Genomic DNA, 19451 nt, shown 5'->3' with positions numbered 1-19451 from the left:
TACGGCGCGTCACTGTGACCTGCTGAGACGAATTAGGCTCGCGCCATGAAGCGCCATGAACGGATGAACGCACTGCTCGAGCTGCTCGGCGACCGAGGCCGGATGGACGTCGAGGAGGCGGCGACCGAGCTGGAGGTCTCGGCCGCCACGATGCGGCGCGACATGGACGCCCTGGCCGAGCAGCAGCTGCTGACCCGCACCCGGGGCGGGGCGGTGCTCAGTTCGGTGGCGTACGACCTGCCCATCCGGTACAAGCATGCTCACCGGTCGGAAGAGAAGGAGGCAGTGGCACAGGCCGCGGCGAAGCTCGTCGAGCGGGGACATGTGGTCGGGCTGAGCGGCGGCACGACGACCACGGCGATCGCACGGGTGCTTGCCACCCGTGCGGACTTCGCGGAGGCCGGCCCGCAGCCGCATCTGACGATCGTCACCAACTCCCTCAACATCGCCAATGAACTGGCCGTGCGGCCGCAGATCAAGATCGTGCTCACCGGCGGCGTGGCACACTCGCGGTCGTTCGAACTGGTCGGGCCCTTCAGTGAGTTGGTGCTGCAGCAGATCTCCATCGATATCGCGTTCATCGGCGCCAACGGCATGGACCCGATGATGGGGGCCACGGTGCACGACGAGGCGGAGGCCCGGGTCAACCGCCTGATGGCCGAGCGTGCCCGGCGTGCCGTGGTCGTCGCGGACTCGTCGAAGATCGGCGAGCGCTGCTTCGCCCGGGTCGGCGACGCGGATGTCTTTGACACGTTCATCACGGACAACGGAGCGAAGGAGGCAATCCGCCGTGAATTCTCGGATCGAGGGATGAAGGTGATGGCGGCACGCCCGTCCTCGGGCGAGTGATACCCGGCCGAGAACGGAGGCGAGGCCGGCCCTCGGCAGCCGGCCCTCGGCCCTCAGCGGTCAGCGGTCAGCGGTCAGCGGTCAGCGGTCAGCCGATCCTCGGCCCGGCCAGATCCCTTCCGCTCGCTGTGCACGAACACCCTCGTCTCGCCTCGCCTCGCCTGCCCCGATCACCGCCCCTGCCGGCCCGTACAGCCCGGACAGCCCCCGTGGGTCGCTTGCCCCGCCCCTCGCTCGCTTGCCCCGACCACCCCGGCCCGACGATCCGGCTCGCTCCCGTCCCGCCCGGCCCGGTTCCGAAAGGGCTGCTGTTATGTCGCGCTCTTGTCCCTGTGTGACCCCCGGGGCTGCTTTTCCCTGGGTGGGTATGGACAATGGGAATGAACGTGCGAACCCGATGTGGGCTTCGCGGGGGTGTCCGAGGTGCCCAACGGGGGAGATGACGTGCGGAAGATCATGGCCATAGCGCTGGCAACGGTGACGTGCAGCGCCTCTCTGATGATGCTCAGCGCCTCGACCGCGGCAGCGGCCGACCGGCCGCCCCACTGCGTGGTGGTGCGGAAGTACTTCAACAAGGGTCATCAGCGCTATGTCCGCCTGACGAACCTGTGCAGCCGGCGCACCGCGTGCTACACCATCGTCGTCCCGCATCAGCGCGACCCGCACGGCAGCCTCCCCAAGGGCACGACGAAGGACGTCCACTACGGCACGACCTGGGCCTCACGGGCTCTGTACGTGAAGAACACTTCCTGCTGAACGGGTTCCGGCAGGGCGCCGCGGTGGCGCTGACGAGTGCGCGGGCCGCCGCCACCCCGCCCCGGTGGATCAGGCGCGTACGGCGACGCCGTCCAGCACCATGGAGAGGTACTGACGGGCGATCTCCTCGGGGCTGTGCTGTCCGCCCGGCCGGTACCAGCTCGCCGCAACCCAGACGGTGTCGCGGACGAAGCGGTAGGTGAGCCGGATGTCGAGGTCGGCTCGGAAGACTCCGTCCGCCACGCCGCGTTCCAGTGTGCCCAGCCAGGCCTTTTCGAACTTCCGCTGCGAGTCGGCGAGGTAGCCGAAGCGGGACTGCCCGGCCAGGTGCTTGGACTCCTTCTGGTAGATGGCGACGGCCGCGCGGTGCCGGTCGATCTCCCGGAAGGACTCGGTGACCAGGGCTTCGATGGTCTGCCTGGGACCGAGCCCGGCGGCGAGTACGGCGTCATAACCGTCCCACAGCTCGGTCAGGAAGCTGGACAGGATCTCGTCCAGCATCGATTCCTTGGAATCGAAGTGGTAGTAAAGGCTGCCCGCGAGCATCCCCGCCTCGTCGGCGATGCGGCGGACGGTCGTGGCGTTGTAGCCGTGTGCGGCGAATACCTCCGCCGCGATGTTGAGCAGTTCGCGGCGGCGCTCCGGTGACGCGTTCGCGGTCGTCGTCTTCTTCTTGGCGGCTGACACCCCGCCATTGTCGCCCCCTGCGCTCCCCTCTCCCCTCCCGCTCCGCCAATCCCCTCCCCTCCCGCTCCGCCTATCCACCCTCCCCCGCTCTGCCGATCCGCCTTCCGCTGCTCTGCCGCTCCGCCTTCCACCGCTCCGCCTTCCTCCGCTCCGCCTTCCTCCGCTCCGCCTTCCTCCGCTCCGCCTTCCTCCGCTCTCCCGCTCTCCCGCTCTCCCGCTCTCGGCCCGGCGCTGTGCTCCCTGACGCCCGGCGTGACGAGGCGCATATATTTCGCTAGTAAAACACCTGTTAACCTTTTGCCATGGGGAAGCATGTCAGACCATCCGGGAAGAGCGCGTACACCGTGTCGGGAGGCGCGGTGCGGGCCCGGCCGCTGCCCCTCAGGAGCACCGTGCGGCTGCGCCGGCCCGTCGACATCTGGCACAAACCGGCACTCAGTGCGGTGGCAGCGCTGGCGATCCCCGATCTCACCTTGCTCATCCTGGGGCGGCTGGATCTGATCCTGTACACCTCGGCAGGGGCGATGTGCGCCCTGTACGCGCACGGTCTTCCGTACGCCGCGCGGGCCCGCACTCTGCTGTGGGTGGTGCTCGGAATGGTCGCGAGCCTCGGCGTCGCGCTGACCGCCGCCTCGCTGACCACGTCGACCGCGCTGCTCGTCGTCTTCGCCTCGCTGCTGGCCGCGGTCCACAAGATGGCCTGTGACGCCACGCGTATCGGCCCGCCGGCGAACATCATCCTGACCTTCATCGCGGCCTCGGCCTTCTTCGTGCCGCAGCACCTCGGCCAGGTACCCCTGCATACGGCGGTGGCGCTCGGCGCCGGAGGACTCGCCTGGCTGGTCTGCATGGCGCCGGCGCTGATACGGCCGCAGGGGCCGGAGCGGATCGCCGTCGCCCGCGCGCTGGAGGCCGCGGCAGGACTGCTGCGTACTACCGAACGGGGCTTCGGCGGGGCGGAGGGGGCCGGTGGAAAACCGGCCGGTGGCCCCACCGGCGCCACCGGTGGGGGACCCGATGATGGCGCTGGTCGGAAACCCGCTGAGGGTGCCGGTCTGGAACCCGCTCGTGAGGCCAGTCGGGAACCCGCTGAGGGTGAACCCGCCAGTCGGGAGCTCGTCGATGGTGAACCCGCCGGTGTGGCGCAGGCGCGGCATGCCACTGCGGCCGCCGTGAACGCCGCCTGGCACACACTGTTTCTGGTTCCGGTGCACACCCCGGCGAGAGCCGCCGCGCGGGCCGGGCTCGAACGGCCGCTGGTGCGGGCCGAATCGGTGCTGGGCCACGACGGCCGGTCCCCCGCAGGCGAAGCCGAGCGGCTCGGCGCCTGGGCATGTGAACTGCGCAGCGGGCGGCCGCTGCCCCGGGTTGCGCTCTCGGCCGCGGAGGCCGAAGAGCTGGTGGGCGTCGCCGACGAGGCGCGGGAGCCGCGGCGGCCTGCGCCCGGCCGTCCGCGCGGGGTGCGCGCGGTGCTCGCCCGGCTCGCACCCGGGTCACCGCTGCTGCCCATAGGTGCGCGGGTCGCCGCAGGATGTGTGCTGGCGGGCTGGATGTCGATGGCCATCGGCGTCGGGCATCCGTATTGGGCCGTGGTCACCGCGGCCTCGATCTACCAGGCCAACACCACGCTCTCCTGGCAACGGGCGCTCCAACGGACCCTCGGCAACCTTCTCGGTCTGCTGCTCTACACCGCCCTGCTGCCGCTGACACACCTCGGGGAGCTCGCCATGGTCGCGGTGGCACTGGTCTTCCAGCTCGGCGCGGAGGCCTGTATCACCCGTAACTACTGGCTCGGCTCGGTGTGCGTGACCCCGATGGCGCTGCTGCTGACCGAGTTCGGCGGGCGGCTGCCGGCCGGCACGCTGATCGCCGACCGCTGGATCGACACCGTGGTGGGCGCGGTGGTGGGGCTGGCCTGCTGTGTCCTGATCACCAATAAACGGGCCGCCAGCCGTATCGAGGTCGCCCTGGGACGGGTTGCGGCCGCGGAGACCGCCGCCTTGCGGCTGCTCACGGCGAGCACCGCGCCCGGGGCGGACGGCGCCCGGGAAGCCGGTTGGGCCCACGAGACCGGTTGGGCCCACGAGACCGACCGGGCCCGGGATACCGACAGGGACCAGGAGATCCGCTGGGCCCGTGACCGGCTGGCCACGGGGCTGGTCGAGCTCCGCGAAGCCGTGGAGGTGGCGGCCGGCGAGTGGTGGCAGCGCGCCCTCCCCGAGGAGCGGATCGCCCGTGCCGAGCAGCAGGGCCACCGGACGCTGGCCGGCCTCGTCCGCCGGCTCCCGGCACCGGTTCCGGCCGCCTGACCCTCGGTACCGCCCGGCGCGGCGGCAGGCACCACGGCAGGCACAATTGCAGGCGTACGGCATGGCCGAGAGGAGTGTGCGGGTGACCGAGGACATCGTCGCGGGGGTGCTGCGCCAGTGGCAGCGGGTGCACCCCGGGCTGGACACCGGCCCGATGGCGGTGATCGGGCGGCTCAACCGCTGTTCCGCACTGCTGCAGCAGGCGGCAGATGCGCCACTGCGGAAGGCCGGACTCACCCGCCCCGAATTCGACATCCTCGGCACCTTGCGCCGGATGGACCGCGAACTGACCCCAGGGCGGGTGGCCCGCGAGACCTTTGCGTCCGGTGCCGCGGTGACCAAACGCGTGCGGCAACTGGAGGAGCGCGGGCTCATCGCCCGCCGCCCCGACGACCGGGACCGCCGCGTCGCGCATCTCTCGCTCACCGACGAGGGACGCGAGATCATCGACCGGCTGCTGCCCGAACAGTTGCGGTACGAAGCCGCGCTGCTCGAAGGCATCGGCGATCGGCGGCAGGAGGAACTCTCCGTGGCGTTGGGCGAGTTGCTGGTGGTGCTGGAGGGACGGCTCGGCAGCCTGATGGAGTAGCGACGGCCACGGGGGGTGGGTCGGGGCAGGGTGCGGGGAGGCGAGGCGGGAGGGGTGGGACAGCCGCCCGGAGGCGTGGCCCGCCCTCACGGCTCCAGTCGTGCGATCCGGCCTCGCTCGCCCGCGGCCCAGCAGCCCAGGTCCGGGGCGCAGTCGACGGTGTCGTACGAACCCTGGTCGAAGCTGTGCCAGGTGCGGCCGCCGTCAAGGGTCAGATCGCTGCCGGACGGGCCGACGGCCACGGCGAGGCGCCGGGAATACGGGAGCCAGGCGACGCCGGAGCGGTAGGACTTGGGAGGTTCGGCGGCCGGTGTCCAGGTTCGGCCGGCGTCGTCGCTGACCGCGGCGGCGCGGGGCGAGGACTGGTCGGGGCGGAAATCACCACCGACGGCGAGGACATGGGTGCGGTCGCGGAGGGCGAGCGCGAAGACGCCGCGGGCCGGGTCGCCCGCCGGTATCGGGGTGTCGGTGACCGACCAGGTACGGCCGCGGTCGGCGGTGTGCAGGACGCGGGCGGTGCCCGCGCCACCGGTCGCGATCCAGGCGTCACGGCTGCCCGCGGAGACCAGGCACTGGCCGCTGGCGGCGAACGCGGCCTCGCCCGGCTGGGCCGGCGGCATGCCCTTTGACGGCAGTGGGCGCCAACTGCGTCCGCCGTCCGCAGTGGACAGGATGCGGTACCTGCCGTCAACGGGGTCGCTGAGCGCGATGCCGTGCCGCCGGTCGAAGAAGGTCAGGCAGTCGTAGAAGGCACGAGGGTCGGTGTTGCGGAAGCTTTCGGTCCAGGTGGCGCCGGCGTCGTCGGTGCGCAAGACCCGCGAGGCCTCCCCCTCACCGATCGCGAGAACCACCGCACGGCGCGCATCGAACGCCTCGATGTCGCGGAACTCCAGCGCACCGGCACCGGGTGGGGAGACGTCACTCCAGTGCTTGCCTCCGTCGCGGCTGCGCAGCACGGTGCCCGCCGTACCGGCGACCCAGGCGGTCGTACGGCTGACGGCCGCCAGGCCGCGGAAGCGGGCGGTGCTGCCGCTGTCCTTGAGCCGCCAGCCGGCGTGCGGGGCGGTGAGTGATGCCGCCGTTGCCGGCTCGGTGCCTTCCGATGCCCGTGTCACCGCGGGCGAACCCACCGGGGCCCCGGCCGCCGGCCCGACTGCCGTTGTGGCGAGCACCGCCATACCGGCCGCCATGGCCGCCCACCACCGAGCCCTGCCGGTACGCAGCACCCACCGCGTGTCCCGGTCCCGTTCCCGGTATCGGCCACCTTCCCGGTTCCGGCCCCAGTCACGGCCCCGGTCCCGTTCCCGATTCCGATGCCGATCCCGATTCCGACCCCATTTACGGACCTGGTCCCCGCACAACAAGCGCTCTGTGCGCCGCAATTCGCCCCACCCCGCTCTGGTTGTGGGCTGGAAGCTAGCCCAGCCCGACCCGGCCGTCCAGACCACCGTCCGGACCACCGTCCGGATCGACATCCCGGCCACCCACCTCCGCCGACACCACTCCCCCACCGACACCGCTCACCCACACCGCGCGCACCAACAGCGCACACCACCAGCACCTCGAACACACCTGACGAGCCATCACATCAGTCAACTGAGCCCCCATCACGCCCCCTGACGCACAGCAAAGAGGGCATTTCCGTACATTCAAAGGCCCGTGATGCAGGTCACGCAGGAATCCAATGCACCTGGCGCGATGACCTACGCGTCCTAGTGGTCACAGCACCGATGATCCGCACCGAATACAAGGGAGCCGGCGATGTCCAGCGTCATCGACCAAGCCGTTCAGGCCCGTCTCATCGCGACCGCTCCCCGGTCGCAGGTGATTCCGGCGAGCCTGCGTTATGACCGCGCCGATCCGTTCGCGGTGCGCCTGGTCTTTCCGCCCGCCGCGTCGCTGGACGGGGCCGAGGTGACCTGGACGTTCGCGAGGGAACTGCTGGAGGAGGGCCTGTGCGAGCCGGCCGGCGCGGGCGATGTGCAGATCTGGCCGTACGACGCCCACGCCGTGGTGGTGGAGTTCCATGCCGTAGGCGGCATGGCGGTGGTGCAGTTCGACGCACCGGAGCTGCGGAGCTTTCTGACCCGGTCGTACCAGATCGTCGCGAAGGGCGACGAGGCGCGCCATCTGGACGTCGAGGCCGATCTCGTCGCCCTGTTGCGCGAGGCGTAACCCCCTCCCTCCCCGACGACCCGTTCCGCTCACGCCCGGGGGGCCGCCCCGAAGAGGTTCGCCAGCTGCAGATCCAGCAGCCGCAGCGCGGTCTCGGGGTCGTGCACGCCCAGCAGGACGTAGGTGGCGAGCCCGTCGGCCATGCTGATCAGCAGCATCGCCTCGTCCTCGGTGGCGCGTTCCGGCGGCAGCTCCCCTCGGTCCGCGGCCAGCCGTAGTTGACCGGCGAAGAAGGCACGGAGCTGGGGGATGCCGTTCTCGGCCTCCGCACGCAGGGTCTTGTCGTGCACGGCGCGGGCGAAGTAGGCGGCGCCGACCAGCAGCCCGGTCCGGCTCTGGTCGTCGAGCGGCAGCATGCCCGACAGGCAGGCGCGCAGCACCTCACGGGGCGTCGGCTCCTCGGCCGACTCCTCGGCCAGCGCCTCGATGCGGGCGCGGATCCGGTCCGCGGCGAGCCGGTTGATGTGCCGCAGGGCGAAGAGAAGCATCTCGTCCCTGGTGCGGAAGTAATGCTGCAGCCGGCCGAGCGAGATCCCGGCCTCGGCCGCGACATCGCGCAGGCTCGCGCCGTCCAGTCCGCGGGTGCTCGCAATCCGCCACAGCGCCTCGGAGATCTCCTGGCGCCTGGCTTCGTGGTCCACCTTCTTGGGCACGGATGACCTCCCTCCTACCTACCGTGCGCGACCCGGCCCTTCGTATGACTCCGGCGCATGGCTCCGGCTCAGGAGGGCTGACTCAGGAGGGCCGGCCCAGGAAGGCCGTCCCGCTTTTACAAGTCGCTTGTACCGTTATAACGTACCGGCACTCAATACGCTTGACTTGGAAACCGGTGACCTTCATGCCCGAGCATGCCGCCCCGCTGCTGCGCCCACCCCGCCACCGGGTCGATCCCCGGGCCCGCCGCTGGTGGACGGCCCAGGCCCTGCTGACGCTCAGCGGTCCGATGGTGCTCATCGCCCTCGTCATGGCGGTCCTTTCCCTCCTCTTCTTCCCCGGCGCACTGCCGTGGCTGGGCCCGTTGCTGCTGGTCGTGCTGGTGCTGCCGGCGGTCGGCTATCTCGTGGTCATGCCGCGGTGGCGGTATGCGGTGCACGCCTGGGAACTGGGCGAGCGTGCGGTCTATGCGGCGGGCGGCTGGTTCTGGCAGAAGCGGCGGATCGCGCCACTGACCCGGGTGCAGACGGTGGACACCGTGCGCGGACCGCTCCAGAGGCGCTACGGGCTGGCGACGGTGACCGTCACCACCGCCTCGACCGCGGGCGACATCAAGATCGCGGGACTGTCCGACACGGATGCCGAGGAGCTGTCCCGGCGGATCGGCGAGGCGGCGCAGGACATACCGGGTGATGCCGCATGAGCACGCCACACGAGCCCTCTGCACCGGCCGGCGCGGACCACGGCATACCGGACATGGCACCCGCCGTGCCCACCACCCCCTCTACCGCCCCCTCCACCACCCCGTCCGGCACCGGCCGGTGGCAGCGGCTGGATCCGCGCACCCTGCTGGTGCACTGCGGCTGGATGGCGGCACCGCTCGGTTCGCTGGCGCTGACGGCGCTGGCCACCGGTGGCCGGATCACCGCCAAAGCGTGGATCACGCTCGCCGCCATCGCCGCCTCGTTCGCCGTCGTCACCGCCATCGGCCTGATCCGCTGGGCCCGGACGGAGTTCCGGGTCACGCTCCCCGGGAGTCCGGACGGCACGGAAAGGGGTGCTTCCGGCGGACACGGCCACGCTTCCCCCACCCTTGAGGTACGCAGCGGGCTGCTGACGCGCCGGCTGCGCAGCGTGCCGCTGCACCGCATCCGCACCGTCGACCTGACCGCGTCGCCCTTGCACCGGCTGCTGGGGGTCACCGTGCTGCGGGCCGGCACGGCGGGCTCGGGGGACGGCCGCAGCGAGCTGTCGCTGGAGGCGCTGACGGTCGTCGACGCGGAACGGCTGCGCGCCGAGCTGCTTGCGTACGCGGACGCCGAGGGGACGGCGAACGATCCGGTGGTGGCCCGTATCAGCTGGCGCTGGCTGCGGTACGCGCCGCTCACCTTCTGGGTCATCGGCGGGGTGTTCGTGGTGGCCGGTTCGGTGTACCGGGTGCTGGACGGCATCGGCATCGAGCCCTGGAAACTGGGCTTCGTCCAGCGGGCGTTCACCGAGTTCGGCGCGAGCGCCCTCTGGCTGACGGTCCCGGCGGCACTGCTCGCCGTCCTCGCCCTCGGCTCGGTCGGCGCCGTCGCCCTGTACGTCGAGAACTGGTTCAACTACTGCCTGGAGTGGACCGACGCGCGCACCCTGCGGGTACGCCGCGGCCTGTTCACCACCCGGTCGGTCACCATCGAACGGGCCCGGCTGCGCGGGGTGTTGCTGCGCGAACCACTGCTGCTGAGGGCGGGCGGCGGGGCGCTGGTGCGCGCGGTGGCGGGCGGTCTGGGCAATCGCGAGGAGAACCGCAAGCGCAGCGGGCTGCTGCCTCCGGCGCCCCGCCCGGAGGCGCTGCGGGTGGCGGGCGGCGCCTTGCGGTCGCCCTTCCCGGCAGGCGCGTCACCGGCTGCGCTGACACCACACCCCCGCATCGCGCTTCGCCGGCGCCGGGTGCGCGGACTGCTGTGGGCGGTACTGCCCGGCACCGCCGTCCTGGCCGGTCTCGGCGCGGCGTTCACCCCCGTCCTGCTGCACTGCGCCTGGGTCTACGCGGTCATCACCACGGCGCTGGTGCTGTGGCTGGCCCGGGACGCGTACCGCAATCTGGGGCACGGGACCGAGGGCCCCTACCTGGTCGCCCGCTCGGGCACCTTCAGCCGCGACACCCTCGCCCTCCAGCGCGAGGCCATCGCGGCCTGGACGTTCTCGACCTCGCCGTTCACCCGCCGGGCCGGCCTGGTCGCGCTCACCGCCGCGGTCGCGGCGGGCGAGGACGGCTATCGCATCCCGGACCTCGCGGCGGCGGAGGCTCCGGCCTTCGCCGCGATGGCGGCCCCGGGGATCCTGGAGGAGTTCTTGGCGTACCCCGGGACGCCGGATCACCTTCCGGAGCAGCGACTGCCGTAGCGGAAAGGGCACTTCCCCGGGGCATGCGGCGCGCCCGCCGCACAGGCACCGCGCCCCGCGCACCTGGCATACGACGGACCACCGGGCGGCCCCGCCGGCTACATGAGACACATCTCACACCGATGTCGCGTGCACGGGAGCACGGGCACACCGTCTTACTGGACGAGCCAGTGCCCATGACCCGACAGCCGCAGGGGGAGCAGCGCGATGAACACCGTCATCGACCAAGCCGTCCAGGTTCGCCTCATCGCCACCACCTTCGGCCCGCATGCGGTGCCCGCGGTGCTGCATTACCAGCCCGCCGATCCGCTGGCGGTACGGATGTTCTTCCCGCCGGAGATCTCGTTGGACGGCTCCGCCGTCGACTGGGCCTTCGCCCGGGAACTGCTCGACGAGGGTCTTCGGAGACCGGCCGGGCGGGGTGATGTGCGGGTGCGGCCGTCCGGCCCGGACCGCACGGTGATGGAGTTCCACGCGGAGGAGGGCGTCGCCCTGGTCCAGTTGAAGACCGCGGATGTCCGGCTGTTCCTCGCCCGCTCCTACGAGGCCGTCCCCGCGGGCGGCGAGTCGGCGCACCTCGGTATGGAGCGCGGCCTCGCGGAGCTGTTCGGCACGGCGTAAGGCAGGCGGGCCGTGCGCGGTACGCGGCAGCGAGCCTCGCACGGCAGGAGGCCGGGGGAGGAGGCCGCCGTCCCGGGGAGCCGGAGAGCGGCGGCACACACCGGGGCCTGTCCGGCAGGTCGGTGACGGACAGGCCCCGGGCATCCGGGTGGGGGCGGTCACCCGCCCCCACCCATCTCAGCGCTTCGGGAAGCCGAAACCGTAGCCCTGCTGCTGCATCCACGGCAGCAGCGCGTCCAGCGCCTCGACGGTCCGGGAACGGTCGCCCCCGCCGTCGTGGAACAGGACCGTCGGCCCGTTGGGGAGTTCACCGCGCACCGTCGCCTTGATCCCCTCGATGGTGCCGCCCTCGAAGTCCTTGCTGTCGACGTTCCAGCCCAGCGGCCGCATCCCGTGGTCCGCGGCCAGCTTCCGGCTGTAGGGGGTGAAGGCGCCGCCGGGGGCGCGGTAGTACTCGACCCGCGCGCCGCCCGCCGCGTCCTCGATCATCTTCTGCGCGTCGAGGATCTGCTGCGACTGGTAGCTCTGCGGCTGGTGATCCATACCGGTGTTGTGGCTGACGGTGTGGTCGCAGAGCTTGTGCCCCGCGGCCACCACCTGCTTGACCAGGTCCGGGTGCGCCTTGGCCTGCGGACCTATCATGCAGAAGACCGCTTTGACGTTGTGCTTCTTCAGCACGGCGAGCACCTTCGGGGTCCAGGCCGGGTCCGGGCCGTCGTCGATGGTGATGTTCAGGCTGCGGCCGGGACGGTCCGAGGCGTGCACGATCGAGGGGTCGACCTTGGCGACCGGGGCCCGCTTGGCCTGGCCGGAGCCGACGGTGTCGGCCTCGGCCTGTGAAGTGGCCCCGAAATCACCGAAGGCGAGCGTCCCCGCGACCGCGAGGGAAACCACCGCCGCCGCGGCCACTCCGATGATGCCGCTCTGAATGCCGAAGCGCCGTGCCATCCCGACCCCGTCCCTACCCTGCTCGTGTGCGTACCGACCGGCGGTGGCCGCGTTGTGCGCACCGCCTTGCACCACGTGAGATGCACCAGAGCCCGGGCAGGCTGCTCCTGTTACCGATCCATCATGAAACTTATTGATACTGGGCCCATGCCACGTGTACTTCTGATCGAGGACGACGCCGCCGTACGGGACGGGGTGTCCCTCGCCCTACGGCGGCGCGGCCATGAGGTGGCTGCCGCGGCCAGCGGCGAGGAGGGGCTGGAGGTCCTGCCGGGCTTCCGTCCCGACATCGTGCTGCTGGATCTGATGCTCCCCGGCAAGGACGGCTTCGAGGTGTGCCGGCTGATCCGCGCCGAGCGCCAGCTGCCGATCATCATGCTCACCGCCCGTGGCGAAGATCTCGACGTGGTACTCGGCCTGGAGGCCGGCGCCGACGACTACATCGTCAAGCCGGCCCGCGGCGAAGTCCTCGAAGCACGGATGCGTGCCGTGCTGCGCCGTACCGCGCTGCCCGCCGACGGCACGCCGGCCGTCGCGGAGCCGGGCCCCGCCCCGGTCGAGAGCTACGGCGAACTGGCCATAGACCGCGCCGGTCTGGTCGTCGGCAAGGGCGGCCAGGATCTGGCGCTGGCCCCCTCGGAGATGAAGCTGCTGCTGTTCCTGTCCGCCACCCCGGGACAGGTCTTCAGCCGCCAGCAACTGCTGGAGCATGTGTGGGAGCACAGCTATCACGGCGATTCGCGGTTGGTCGATGCCTGTGTCATGCGGCTGCGGACGAAGATAGAGGACACCCCGCGCAGCCCCCGTTACGTCCAGACCGTGCGCGGCTTCGGCTATCGCTTCGGACCCCTGTGAAGCGCCCCGGCCTCCGGATGCCGGCCCTGCCCCGCCTGCGGACCGGGAACCCCCAGTTGCTGCGGGGGCTGCGGGCCCGGCTCGTCGTGGGGTTCTTGGTGGTGGCCGCCGTCAGTGCGCTGACCACCGCTCTGCTGACCTACCAGGAAGCCCGTAACGCCATACTGCAGCGCTCCCAGGACATTGCCGTCAACGACCTGAGGGCGCAGGTCAACTCGCTGGCACCCGAGCTCCCGGTCCCGCCGTCCCAGGCGGATCTGGAGTCCCTGCGCGCCCAGTTGGAGCGCTCCGGGAAGTCCCGCGAATGGGACATTTCCGTGCATTACAGCGGCGTACGGGACAGTGGCGACGGCAGCCTGCGGGGCGACGTCGTGATACCGGACGACCTCAAGGGGTCGGTGGAGAAGCGCCATGTGCCGGCCTTCCAGCGCGTGGACCGCGGCGGGGACCCCTGGCTGCTGATCGGTATGCCGGTACGGCAGTCCGACGGCCGGGCCTCCGCGCTGACCGTCTATGCCCAACTCCCGCTGAGCGCCGAGGAGTCCAATGTCGAGGCGCTGGTGAGCGCGGCCCAGCGGGGCGCGCTGCCGGTACTCGTACTGACCGTGGTCCTGGCGCTGCTCGCCGCACGCGGCGTACTGCGGCCCGTACGGGGTCTGCGGCAGGCCGCCGGACGGATCGCCGAGGGCAAGCTGGACACCCGGCTGGAGGTCAAGGGCGCCGACGAGATCGCGGATCTGTCCCGGACCTTCAACGACATGGCGGCCCGGCTGGAGGAGAGCATGGCCGAGCTGCGCCGCCTGGAGTCCAACTCCCGGCGGTTCGCGGCCGATGTCTCGCACGAGCTGCGGACACCGCTGGCGGCGATGACCGCGGTGACCGATGTGCTCGACGAGGACGCCGACTCCCTCGACCCCGACACCGCCTCCGCGGTCCGGCTGATCAGCCAGGAGACCGGGAAGCTGGCGCGGATGGTGGAAGATCTGATGGAGGTGTCGCGCTTTGACGCGGGGGCCGCGGCGCTCCATCTGGACGAGGTGGATGTCGGCGAGACCATCCGCAAGACCCTCCAGGCCCGGGCCTGGCAGAACAGGGTGACGGCGGAACTGCCCGCGGACGTACGGGCCGGACTCGATCCGCGGCGGCTCGATGTGGTGGTCGCGAACCTGGTCGGCAATGCCCTGCACCACGGCGGCGAGCCGGTCCGGGTGCGGCTGCACGTCCCGGAGCCGGGCGCGGACCGGCTGCTGATCGAGATCTCCGACAGCGGCCCCGGCATCGACCCCGAGGTCCTGCCGCATGTCTTCGACCGTTTCTACAAGGCGGACTCCGCCCGCGCCCGCTCGGAGGGCAGCGGCCTGGGCCTGGCCATCGCGCAGGAGAACGTACGGCTGCACGGCGGCTCCATGCGCGCCGCCAACTGCCCCGAAGGGGGCGCGGTGTTCACGGTGGATCTGCCGCTGCGCCACCGGGAGGCGGGCGGGCCGGCGACCGAAGGGGACGACGGCCCGCCGGACGACGGAGGGACGGCCGACGAGCGGACCGCGGAGGACGACCGGGGCGGACTGCGGTCCGCAGCCGGAAAGGAGCTGCACGCATGAGCGCCGCGAACGTCCTGAACGCCCTGCGTGCGACGCGTGCCCGCCGGCGGGTGCTGACCGGCGGGCTCACCGGTGTACTGGCCGGCGTACTCACCGGCGCGCTGGCCGGCGGCCTGACCGGTTGCGGTATCGCCCCCACCGATGTCATCGACGCCGGCGAGCCCGCCACCGGCGTGAAGTCACCGGGCCAGCCCGCGGCCGATGTCCAGCTGTTCTTCTACGGGCCCTCCGGCCTGCGCTCCGCGACCCGGCGGGCCAAGGTGCCGGTCGACCCGGAGATGGCCATCGACATGCTGATGAAGGGGCCGAACCACGCGGAGCGGATGCGCGGCCTGTCCAGCGTGCTGCCGAAGTTCCCCGGCCCGCTGACCGCCACCACCCATGTGGGCAGTGTCGTGATCACCCTGCCGATGGACGTCAAGCGACTGGACTCCGCCTCGCTGAACCAGTTGGTATGTACCGCGGCCAATGCCCGGGTGCCCGGAAACAAGCCGTCGGGGGAGGTCTCCGTGACGCTGGTGAGCAAGACCGTGCGCGTGGGCCCCATGGTGTGCGGTGGCAACAATGCCTTCCCCGTCGTGGAGCCCAGCCCGACCGGGGCCGGCAGCGGCAGCGGCAGCGGCACGATCGACTCGGGCCCGAAGGCGGCGGAACCGGACCCGACGGGCTGAGCGGTCTCCCGCCCACGGGCCTTCCCCGAAGGCCCCGTGAACCTCCGCGGCGGCCCGTGGCAGGCGCGTCCCGCGGGGAAAAAGATGACTCGGCACCGTACGGCCGAACCGTCCCACCTGCCCCTTCCGGCGCATAAATATGAAGATCCATGGGAGGTCAACGAGTGCAAGGTCACAGCTGGAGCCCCTGCTCCAGCTAACGGTCGTTCGCCTAGCCTGCTGCTATGACCGCCGAGTCCCCCGAACTCCCCCTGGCCGCCGCCTTCCCCGATGCCGATCGAGAGCAGTGGCAGCGCCTCGTCGAAGGTGTGCTGCGCAAATCGGGCGCCACAGAGGCGACGGGCACCGCCGCCGAGGACGCGCTCGCCACCGATCTGCAGGACGGCATCCGCATCCGCCCGCTCTACACCGCCGAGGACGCCACGGGCTCCCTGGGCCTTCCGGGCTTCTGGCCGTTCGTACGGGCCGGCCGGCCCGAGGGTACGACCGTCGCCGGGTGGGACGTACGCCAGCGCCATGTCCACACCGATCCGGTGCGTGCCAATGAAGCGGTACTGGCCGACCTGGAAAACGGCGTCACCTCGGTCTGGCTGGCCGTCGGCGACGGCGGGCTGCCGGTGGACGGCCTACAGCGCGCGCTCGACGGTGTCTATCTGGACCTGGCCGCCGTGGTGCTGGACGCCGGTGCCGATTTCGCGCCCGCCGCCGAGGAGTTGCTGCGGCTGTACACCGCGTCCGGCGCGCCGCTCACCGAGGCGGTCGGCTGCCTGGGCGCGGACCCGCTCGGTCTGCTGGCCCGTACCGGCGACGACGCCAAGCTGCGCCTGCAGGGGGAGTCGGCCGCCCGGATCGCCGCGCGCTGCGCCGCGGAGGCGCCCGGAGTACGTGCGCTGGCCGTGGACGCGCTGCCGTACCACGAGGCGGGCGGCTCCGCGGCCGAGGAACTGGGCGCCTCGCTGGCGACCGGTGTCGCCTACCTGCGGCAGCTGACGGAGTCCGGCCTGGGCATCGACGACGCCTGCCGGCAGCTGGAGTTCCGCTATGCCGCCACCGCCGACCAGTTCCTGACGATCGCCAAGCTGCGCGCCGCCCGGCGGCTGTGGGCGCGGGTCGCCGAGGTCTGCGGGGCCTCGCCCGCGGCCTCCGCGCAGCGCCAGCACGCCGTCACCTCCACGGTGATGATGACCCGTCGGGACCCGTGGGTGAACATGCTGCGGACCACGGTCGCCGGGCTGTCCGCGGGCGTGGGCGGCGCGGATGCGGTGACGGTCCTGCCGTTCGATGCCGCGCTGGGCGTGCCCGATGCGTTCGCCCGCCGGATCGCCCGGAACACCCAGTCCGTGCTGCTGGAGGAGTCGCACCTGTCGAAGGTGATCGACCCGGCGGGCGGTTCCTGGTATGTGGAGAGCCTGACCGACGAGCTGGCCGGTGCGGCCTGGGCGTTCTTCCAGGAGATCGAGGGCGCGGGCGGTCAGGCCGCGGCGCTGCGGTCCGGGATGATCGCCGGGCGGCTGGCCCGTACCTGGGAGCGCCGCGGCAAGGACCTCGCCCACCGGCGCGAACCGATCACCGGGGTCAGCGAGTTCCCGCATCTCGCCGAGGCCCCGGTGCACCGCGAGCCGGCGCCCGACCCGATCGGCGGAGGGCTGCCGCGGGTGCGCAGGGACGATGCCTACGAGTTGCTGCGGTCGCGCTCCGATGACCGTCTGGCGGCGAGCGGCGCCCGGCCGAAGGTCTTCCTGGCCGCGCTGGGCCCGGTCGCGGCACACACCGCGCGGGTGACGTTCGCCGCCAATCTCTTCCAGGCCGGCGGCATCGAGACGGTGCAGGAGGCCGCGCCGGTGGACGCGGAGTCGGTGGCCGAGGCGTTCGCCCGCAGTGGCGCGCGGATCGCCTGTCTGTGTTCGAGCGACGCGGTGTACGGCGAGCAGGCGGCGGCCGTGGCGACCGCGCTGAAGTCGGCGGGGGCGCTGCGGGTGCACCTGGCCGGCAAGCCGGGTGAGCGCCGGGAGGAATTCACAGCGGCCGGGGTGGACTCCTTCGTCTTCGCGGGCTGCGACGCGGTCGAGGTGCTGTCCTCGGCCCTGGATGTCACGGAGGTGGCGTGATGAACGACACGACACAGCAGACGGGCGCCATCCCGGACTTCAGCACGGTCGAACTGGGCAAGCCGGCCGCGGCGGACGCCGCCGGCGGCACCGGGGAGTGGGCCGAGGCCGTGGCGCAGTCCACCGGAAAGGGCGTGGCGGATCTGACGTGGGAGACGCCGGAGGGCATCGACGTCAAGCCGCTGTACACCGAGTCGGACCTCGACGGCCTGGACTTCCTGGGCACGTACCCGGGGATCACGCCGTATCTGCGCGGCCCGTACCCGACGATGTACGTCAACCAGCCCTGGACGATCCGGCAGTACGCCGGCTTCTCCACCGCCGAGGAGTCCAACGCCTTCTACCGCCGCAACCTCGCGGCCGGCCAGAAGGGCCTGTCGGTCGCCTTCGACCTGCCCACCCACCGTGGTTACGACAGCGACCACCCGCGGGTGACCGGCGACGTCGGCATGGCGGGCGTCGCCATCGACTCGATCTACGACATGCGGCAGCTCTTCGAGGGCATTCCGCTGGACAAGATGACGGTGTCGATGACGATGAACGGCGCGGTGCTGCCCGTTCTCGCCCTCTACATCGTGGCCGCCGAGGAGCAGGGCGTACCGCCCGAGAAGCTGGCCGGGACCATCCAGAACGACATCCTCAAGGAGTTCATGGTCCGCAACACCTACATCTACCCGCCGCAGCCCTCGATGCGGATCATCTCCGACATCTTCGCGTACACCTCGCAGAAGATGCCGCGCTACAACTCCATCTCCATCTCCGGCTACCACATCCAGGAGGCGGGCGCGACGGCCGACCTGGAGCTGGCGTACACCCTCGCGGACGGGGTGGAGTACCTGCGCGCGGGCATGGCGGCGGGCATGGACGTGGACTCCTTCGCGCCGCGGCTGTCGTTCTTCTGGGCGATCGGCATGAACTTCTTCATGGAGATCGCCAAGCTGCGGGCGGCCCGGCTGCTGTGGGCGCGTCTGGTCCAGCGCTTCGAGCCGAAGAACCCCAAGTCCCTCTCCCTGCGCACCCATTCGCAGACTTCGGGCTGGTCGCTGACCGCGCAGGACGTCTTCAACAACGTCACGCGGACCTGTGTGGAGGCGATGGCCGCCACCCAGGGCCACACCCAGTCCCTGCACACCAACGCCCTGGACGAGGCGCTCGCGCTGCCCACCGACTTCTCCGCCCGCATCGCCCGCAACACCCAGCTGTTCCTGCAGCAGGAGTCGGGCACCTGCCGGGTCATCGACCCGTGGGGCGGCAGCGCCTACGTCGAAAAGCTCACCCACGACCTGGCGCGGCGGGCCTGGCAGCACATCGAGGAGGTCGAGGCGGCCGGCGGGATGGCCAAGGCCATCGACGCGGGCATCCCCAAGCTGCGGGTCGAGGAGGCCGCGGCCCGTACCCAGGCGCGGATCGACTCGGGGCGGCAGGCGCTGATCGGCGTCAACAAGTACCGGGTGGAGACCGATGAGGAGATCGAAGTCCTCAAGGTCGACAACTCCTCGGTGCGCGCCCAGCAGATCGAGAAGCTGAAGCGGCTGCGTGCCGAGCGCGACGAGGACGCCTGCCAGGCGGCGCTGCGGGCGCTGACCGCGGCGGCCGAGTCCGGTCCTGGCGAGGGGCTGGAGGGCAATCTGCTGGCGCTGGCGGTGGACGCGGCCCGTGCGATGGCGACGGTCGGCGAGATCTCGGACGCCCTGGAGTCGGTCTACGGGCGGCACTCCGGCCAGATCCGTACGATCTCCGGTGTGTACCGAGACGAAGCGGGCCCCTCCTCCGGTGTCGAGCGCACCCGGGACCTGGTGGCCGAGTTCGAGCGCGCCGAGGGGCGCCGGCCGCGCATCCTGGTGGCCAAGATGGGCCAGGACGGCCACGACCGCGGCCAGAAGGTGATCGCCACGGCCTTCGCCGACCTGGGCTTCGACGTCGATGTCGGCCCGCTGTTCCAGACCCCGGCCGAGGTCGCCCGCCAGGCCGTGGAGGCGGACGTCCACATCGTCGGGGTGTCCTCGCTGGCGGCCGGGCACCTGACCCTGGTGCCCGCGCTGAAGGAGGCACTGGCCGCCGAGGACCGCGAGGACATCACGATCGTGGTGGGCGGGGTGATCCCCCCGCAGGACGTGCAGCCGCTGCGCGACATGGGCGCCGCCGCGGTCTTCCTGCCCGGCACGGTCATCCCGGAGGCCGCGCACGACCTGGTGCGGGACCTGGCGTCGGTCCTCGGCCACGAGCTCTGAGCGGGG

The 19451-nt window shown here is 71.6% G+C and carries 18 protein-coding genes; 13 read left to right on the top strand and 5 right to left on the bottom strand.

What is annotated here, in order from left to right; genetic code table 11:
- Nucleotides 1-45 precede the first annotated feature (45 nt).
- Nucleotides 46-849 carry a DeoR/GlpR family DNA-binding transcription regulator gene (locus ACGFR7_RS21760; protein WP_393321600.1) on the top strand — a complete coding sequence of 268 codons (804 nt, stop codon included), beginning with the start codon at nucleotides 46-48 and terminating at the stop codon, nucleotides 847-849.
- Nucleotides 850-1293: 444 nt separating this feature from the next.
- Nucleotides 1294-1605 (top strand): hypothetical protein, encoded by a 312-nt coding sequence (locus ACGFR7_RS21755; protein WP_393321597.1) that lies wholly within the window; start codon nucleotides 1294-1296, stop codon nucleotides 1603-1605.
- A 69-nt stretch (nucleotides 1606-1674) separates the two neighbouring features.
- Here ACGFR7_RS21755 and ACGFR7_RS21750 read toward each other — a convergent pair whose 3' ends face one another.
- Nucleotides 1675-2292: a TetR/AcrR family transcriptional regulator gene (locus ACGFR7_RS21750; protein WP_393321594.1), complete on the bottom strand. Its 618-nt coding sequence runs from the start codon at nucleotides 2290-2292 to the stop codon at nucleotides 1675-1677.
- A gap of 302 nt (nucleotides 2293-2594) precedes the next feature.
- On the opposite strand from ACGFR7_RS21750, the gene ACGFR7_RS21745 reads away from it, so the two are divergent.
- Together ACGFR7_RS21745 and ACGFR7_RS21740 are read left to right on the top strand one after the other, a co-directional pair.
- On the top strand, nucleotides 2595-4601 hold the full coding sequence (locus ACGFR7_RS21745; RefSeq protein WP_393321592.1) for an FUSC family protein: 2007 nt from the start codon (nucleotides 2595-2597) through the stop codon (nucleotides 4599-4601).
- Between the two features lie 82 nt (nucleotides 4602-4683).
- Nucleotides 4684-5190, top strand: coding sequence for a MarR family winged helix-turn-helix transcriptional regulator (locus tag ACGFR7_RS21740; RefSeq protein WP_393321763.1), 507 nt, complete (start codon nucleotides 4684-4686; stop codon nucleotides 5188-5190).
- Nucleotides 5191-5276: 86 nt separating this feature from the next.
- Here the strand turns inward: ACGFR7_RS21740 and ACGFR7_RS21735 are convergent, their stop codons facing one another.
- Nucleotides 5277-6368: a WD40/YVTN/BNR-like repeat-containing protein gene (locus tag ACGFR7_RS21735; protein WP_393321761.1), complete on the bottom strand. Its 1092-nt coding sequence runs from the start codon at nucleotides 6366-6368 to the stop codon at nucleotides 5277-5279.
- Nucleotides 6369-6606: 238 nt separating this feature from the next.
- A complete protein-coding gene (locus ACGFR7_RS21730) occupies nucleotides 6607-6774 on the bottom strand; it encodes a hypothetical protein (protein ID WP_393321589.1) in 168 nt (55 codons plus the stop codon).
- Nucleotides 6775-6951: 177 nt separating this feature from the next.
- On the opposite strand from ACGFR7_RS21730, the gene ACGFR7_RS21725 reads away from it, so the two are divergent.
- Nucleotides 6952-7365, top strand: a complete 414-nt coding sequence (locus ACGFR7_RS21725; RefSeq protein ID WP_393321587.1) for an SsgA family sporulation/cell division regulator — start codon at nucleotides 6952-6954, stop codon at nucleotides 7363-7365.
- Between the two features lie 29 nt (nucleotides 7366-7394).
- Here the strand turns inward: ACGFR7_RS21725 and ACGFR7_RS21720 are convergent, their stop codons facing one another.
- Nucleotides 7395-8018, bottom strand: a complete 624-nt coding sequence (locus tag ACGFR7_RS21720; RefSeq protein ID WP_393321585.1) for a TetR/AcrR family transcriptional regulator — start codon at nucleotides 8016-8018, stop codon at nucleotides 7395-7397.
- Nucleotides 8019-8203: 185 nt separating this feature from the next.
- Between ACGFR7_RS21720 and ACGFR7_RS21715 the strand changes: the two genes are divergently transcribed.
- The 3 genes from ACGFR7_RS21715 (at nucleotide 8204) to ACGFR7_RS21705 (ending at nucleotide 11031) form a co-directional block, all read left to right on the top strand.
- Nucleotides 8204-8722, top strand: a complete 519-nt coding sequence (locus ACGFR7_RS21715) for a PH domain-containing protein (RefSeq protein WP_393321583.1) — start codon at nucleotides 8204-8206, stop codon at nucleotides 8720-8722.
- Complete coding sequence (locus tag ACGFR7_RS21710; protein WP_393321581.1) at nucleotides 8719-10410, top strand: PH domain-containing protein; 1692 nt, start codon at nucleotides 8719-8721, stop codon at nucleotides 10408-10410. The genes ACGFR7_RS21715 and ACGFR7_RS21710 overlap by 4 nt, the downstream gene beginning before the upstream one ends.
- 207 nt (nucleotides 10411-10617) lie before the next feature.
- Entirely contained in the window at nucleotides 10618-11031 is a 414-nt protein-coding gene (locus ACGFR7_RS21705; protein ID WP_393321579.1) for an SsgA family sporulation/cell division regulator, read from the top strand.
- A gap of 177 nt (nucleotides 11032-11208) precedes the next feature.
- On the opposite strand, the gene ACGFR7_RS21700 is transcribed toward ACGFR7_RS21705, so the two are convergent.
- On the bottom strand, nucleotides 11209-11979 hold the full coding sequence (locus tag ACGFR7_RS21700) for a polysaccharide deacetylase family protein (RefSeq protein WP_393321576.1): 771 nt from the start codon (nucleotides 11977-11979) through the stop codon (nucleotides 11209-11211).
- Between the two features lie 147 nt (nucleotides 11980-12126).
- On the opposite strand from ACGFR7_RS21700, the gene ACGFR7_RS21695 reads away from it, so the two are divergent.
- The 5 genes from ACGFR7_RS21695 (at nucleotide 12127) to scpA (ending at nucleotide 19445) form a co-directional block, all read left to right on the top strand.
- Complete coding sequence (locus tag ACGFR7_RS21695; protein WP_393321574.1) at nucleotides 12127-12834, top strand: response regulator; 708 nt, start codon at nucleotides 12127-12129, stop codon at nucleotides 12832-12834.
- A 17-nt stretch (nucleotides 12835-12851) separates the two neighbouring features.
- Entirely contained in the window at nucleotides 12852-14435 is a 1584-nt protein-coding gene (locus tag ACGFR7_RS21690) for an ATP-binding protein (RefSeq protein WP_393321758.1), read from the top strand.
- On the top strand, nucleotides 14432-15106 hold the full coding sequence (locus tag ACGFR7_RS21685; protein WP_393321571.1) for a hypothetical protein: 675 nt from the start codon (nucleotides 14432-14434) through the stop codon (nucleotides 15104-15106). The genes ACGFR7_RS21690 and ACGFR7_RS21685 overlap by 4 nt, the downstream gene beginning before the upstream one ends.
- 224 nt (nucleotides 15107-15330) lie before the next feature.
- Nucleotides 15331-17214, top strand: coding sequence for a methylmalonyl-CoA mutase small subunit (mutA, locus tag ACGFR7_RS21680; RefSeq protein WP_393321568.1), 1884 nt, complete (start codon nucleotides 15331-15333; stop codon nucleotides 17212-17214).
- Complete coding sequence (gene scpA / locus ACGFR7_RS21675; protein ID WP_393321565.1) at nucleotides 17214-19445, top strand: methylmalonyl-CoA mutase; 2232 nt, start codon at nucleotides 17214-17216, stop codon at nucleotides 19443-19445. Before mutA ends, scpA begins: the two co-directional genes overlap by 1 nt.
- Nucleotides 19446-19451: the final 6 nt, after the last annotated feature.

This window comes from Streptomyces sp. NPDC048516 (assembly GCF_043199875.1).
Classification (GTDB): Bacteria; Actinomycetota; Actinomycetes; order Streptomycetales; family Streptomycetaceae; genus Streptomyces.
Note: the sequence above shows the minus strand (reverse complement) of the source record. Positions and strands in the feature narration are given on the sequence as shown.

Coding starts and splice junctions, on each gene's coding strand:
- ACGFR7_RS21710 (WP_393321581.1), top strand. CDS start 8,719: ATGAGCACGCCACACGAGCCCTCTGCACCGGCCGGCGCGGACCACGGC.
- ACGFR7_RS21745 (WP_393321592.1), top strand. CDS start 2,595: ATGGGGAAGCATGTCAGACCATCCGGGAAGAGCGCGTACACCGTGTCG.
- ACGFR7_RS21715 (WP_393321583.1), top strand. CDS start 8,204: ATGCCCGAGCATGCCGCCCCGCTGCTGCGCCCACCCCGCCACCGGGTC.
- ACGFR7_RS21700 (WP_393321576.1), bottom strand. CDS start 11,979: ATGGCACGGCGCTTCGGCATTCAGAGCGGCATCATCGGAGTGGCCGCG.
- mutA (WP_393321568.1), top strand. CDS start 15,331: ATGACCGCCGAGTCCCCCGAACTCCCCCTGGCCGCCGCCTTCCCCGAT.
- scpA (WP_393321565.1), top strand. CDS start 17,214: ATGAACGACACGACACAGCAGACGGGCGCCATCCCGGACTTCAGCACG.
- ACGFR7_RS21685 (WP_393321571.1), top strand. CDS start 14,432: ATGAGCGCCGCGAACGTCCTGAACGCCCTGCGTGCGACGCGTGCCCGC.
- ACGFR7_RS21730 (WP_393321589.1), bottom strand. CDS start 6,774: ATGGCTCGTCAGGTGTGTTCGAGGTGCTGGTGGTGTGCGCTGTTGGTG.
- ACGFR7_RS21695 (WP_393321574.1), top strand. CDS start 12,127: ATGCCACGTGTACTTCTGATCGAGGACGACGCCGCCGTACGGGACGGG.
- ACGFR7_RS21690 (WP_393321758.1), top strand. CDS start 12,852: ATGCCGGCCCTGCCCCGCCTGCGGACCGGGAACCCCCAGTTGCTGCGG.
- ACGFR7_RS21725 (WP_393321587.1), top strand. CDS start 6,952: ATGTCCAGCGTCATCGACCAAGCCGTTCAGGCCCGTCTCATCGCGACC.
- ACGFR7_RS21760 (WP_393321600.1), top strand. CDS start 46: ATGAAGCGCCATGAACGGATGAACGCACTGCTCGAGCTGCTCGGCGAC.
- ACGFR7_RS21735 (WP_393321761.1), bottom strand. CDS start 6,368: ATGGCGGTGCTCGCCACAACGGCAGTCGGGCCGGCGGCCGGGGCCCCG.
- ACGFR7_RS21705 (WP_393321579.1), top strand. CDS start 10,618: ATGAACACCGTCATCGACCAAGCCGTCCAGGTTCGCCTCATCGCCACC.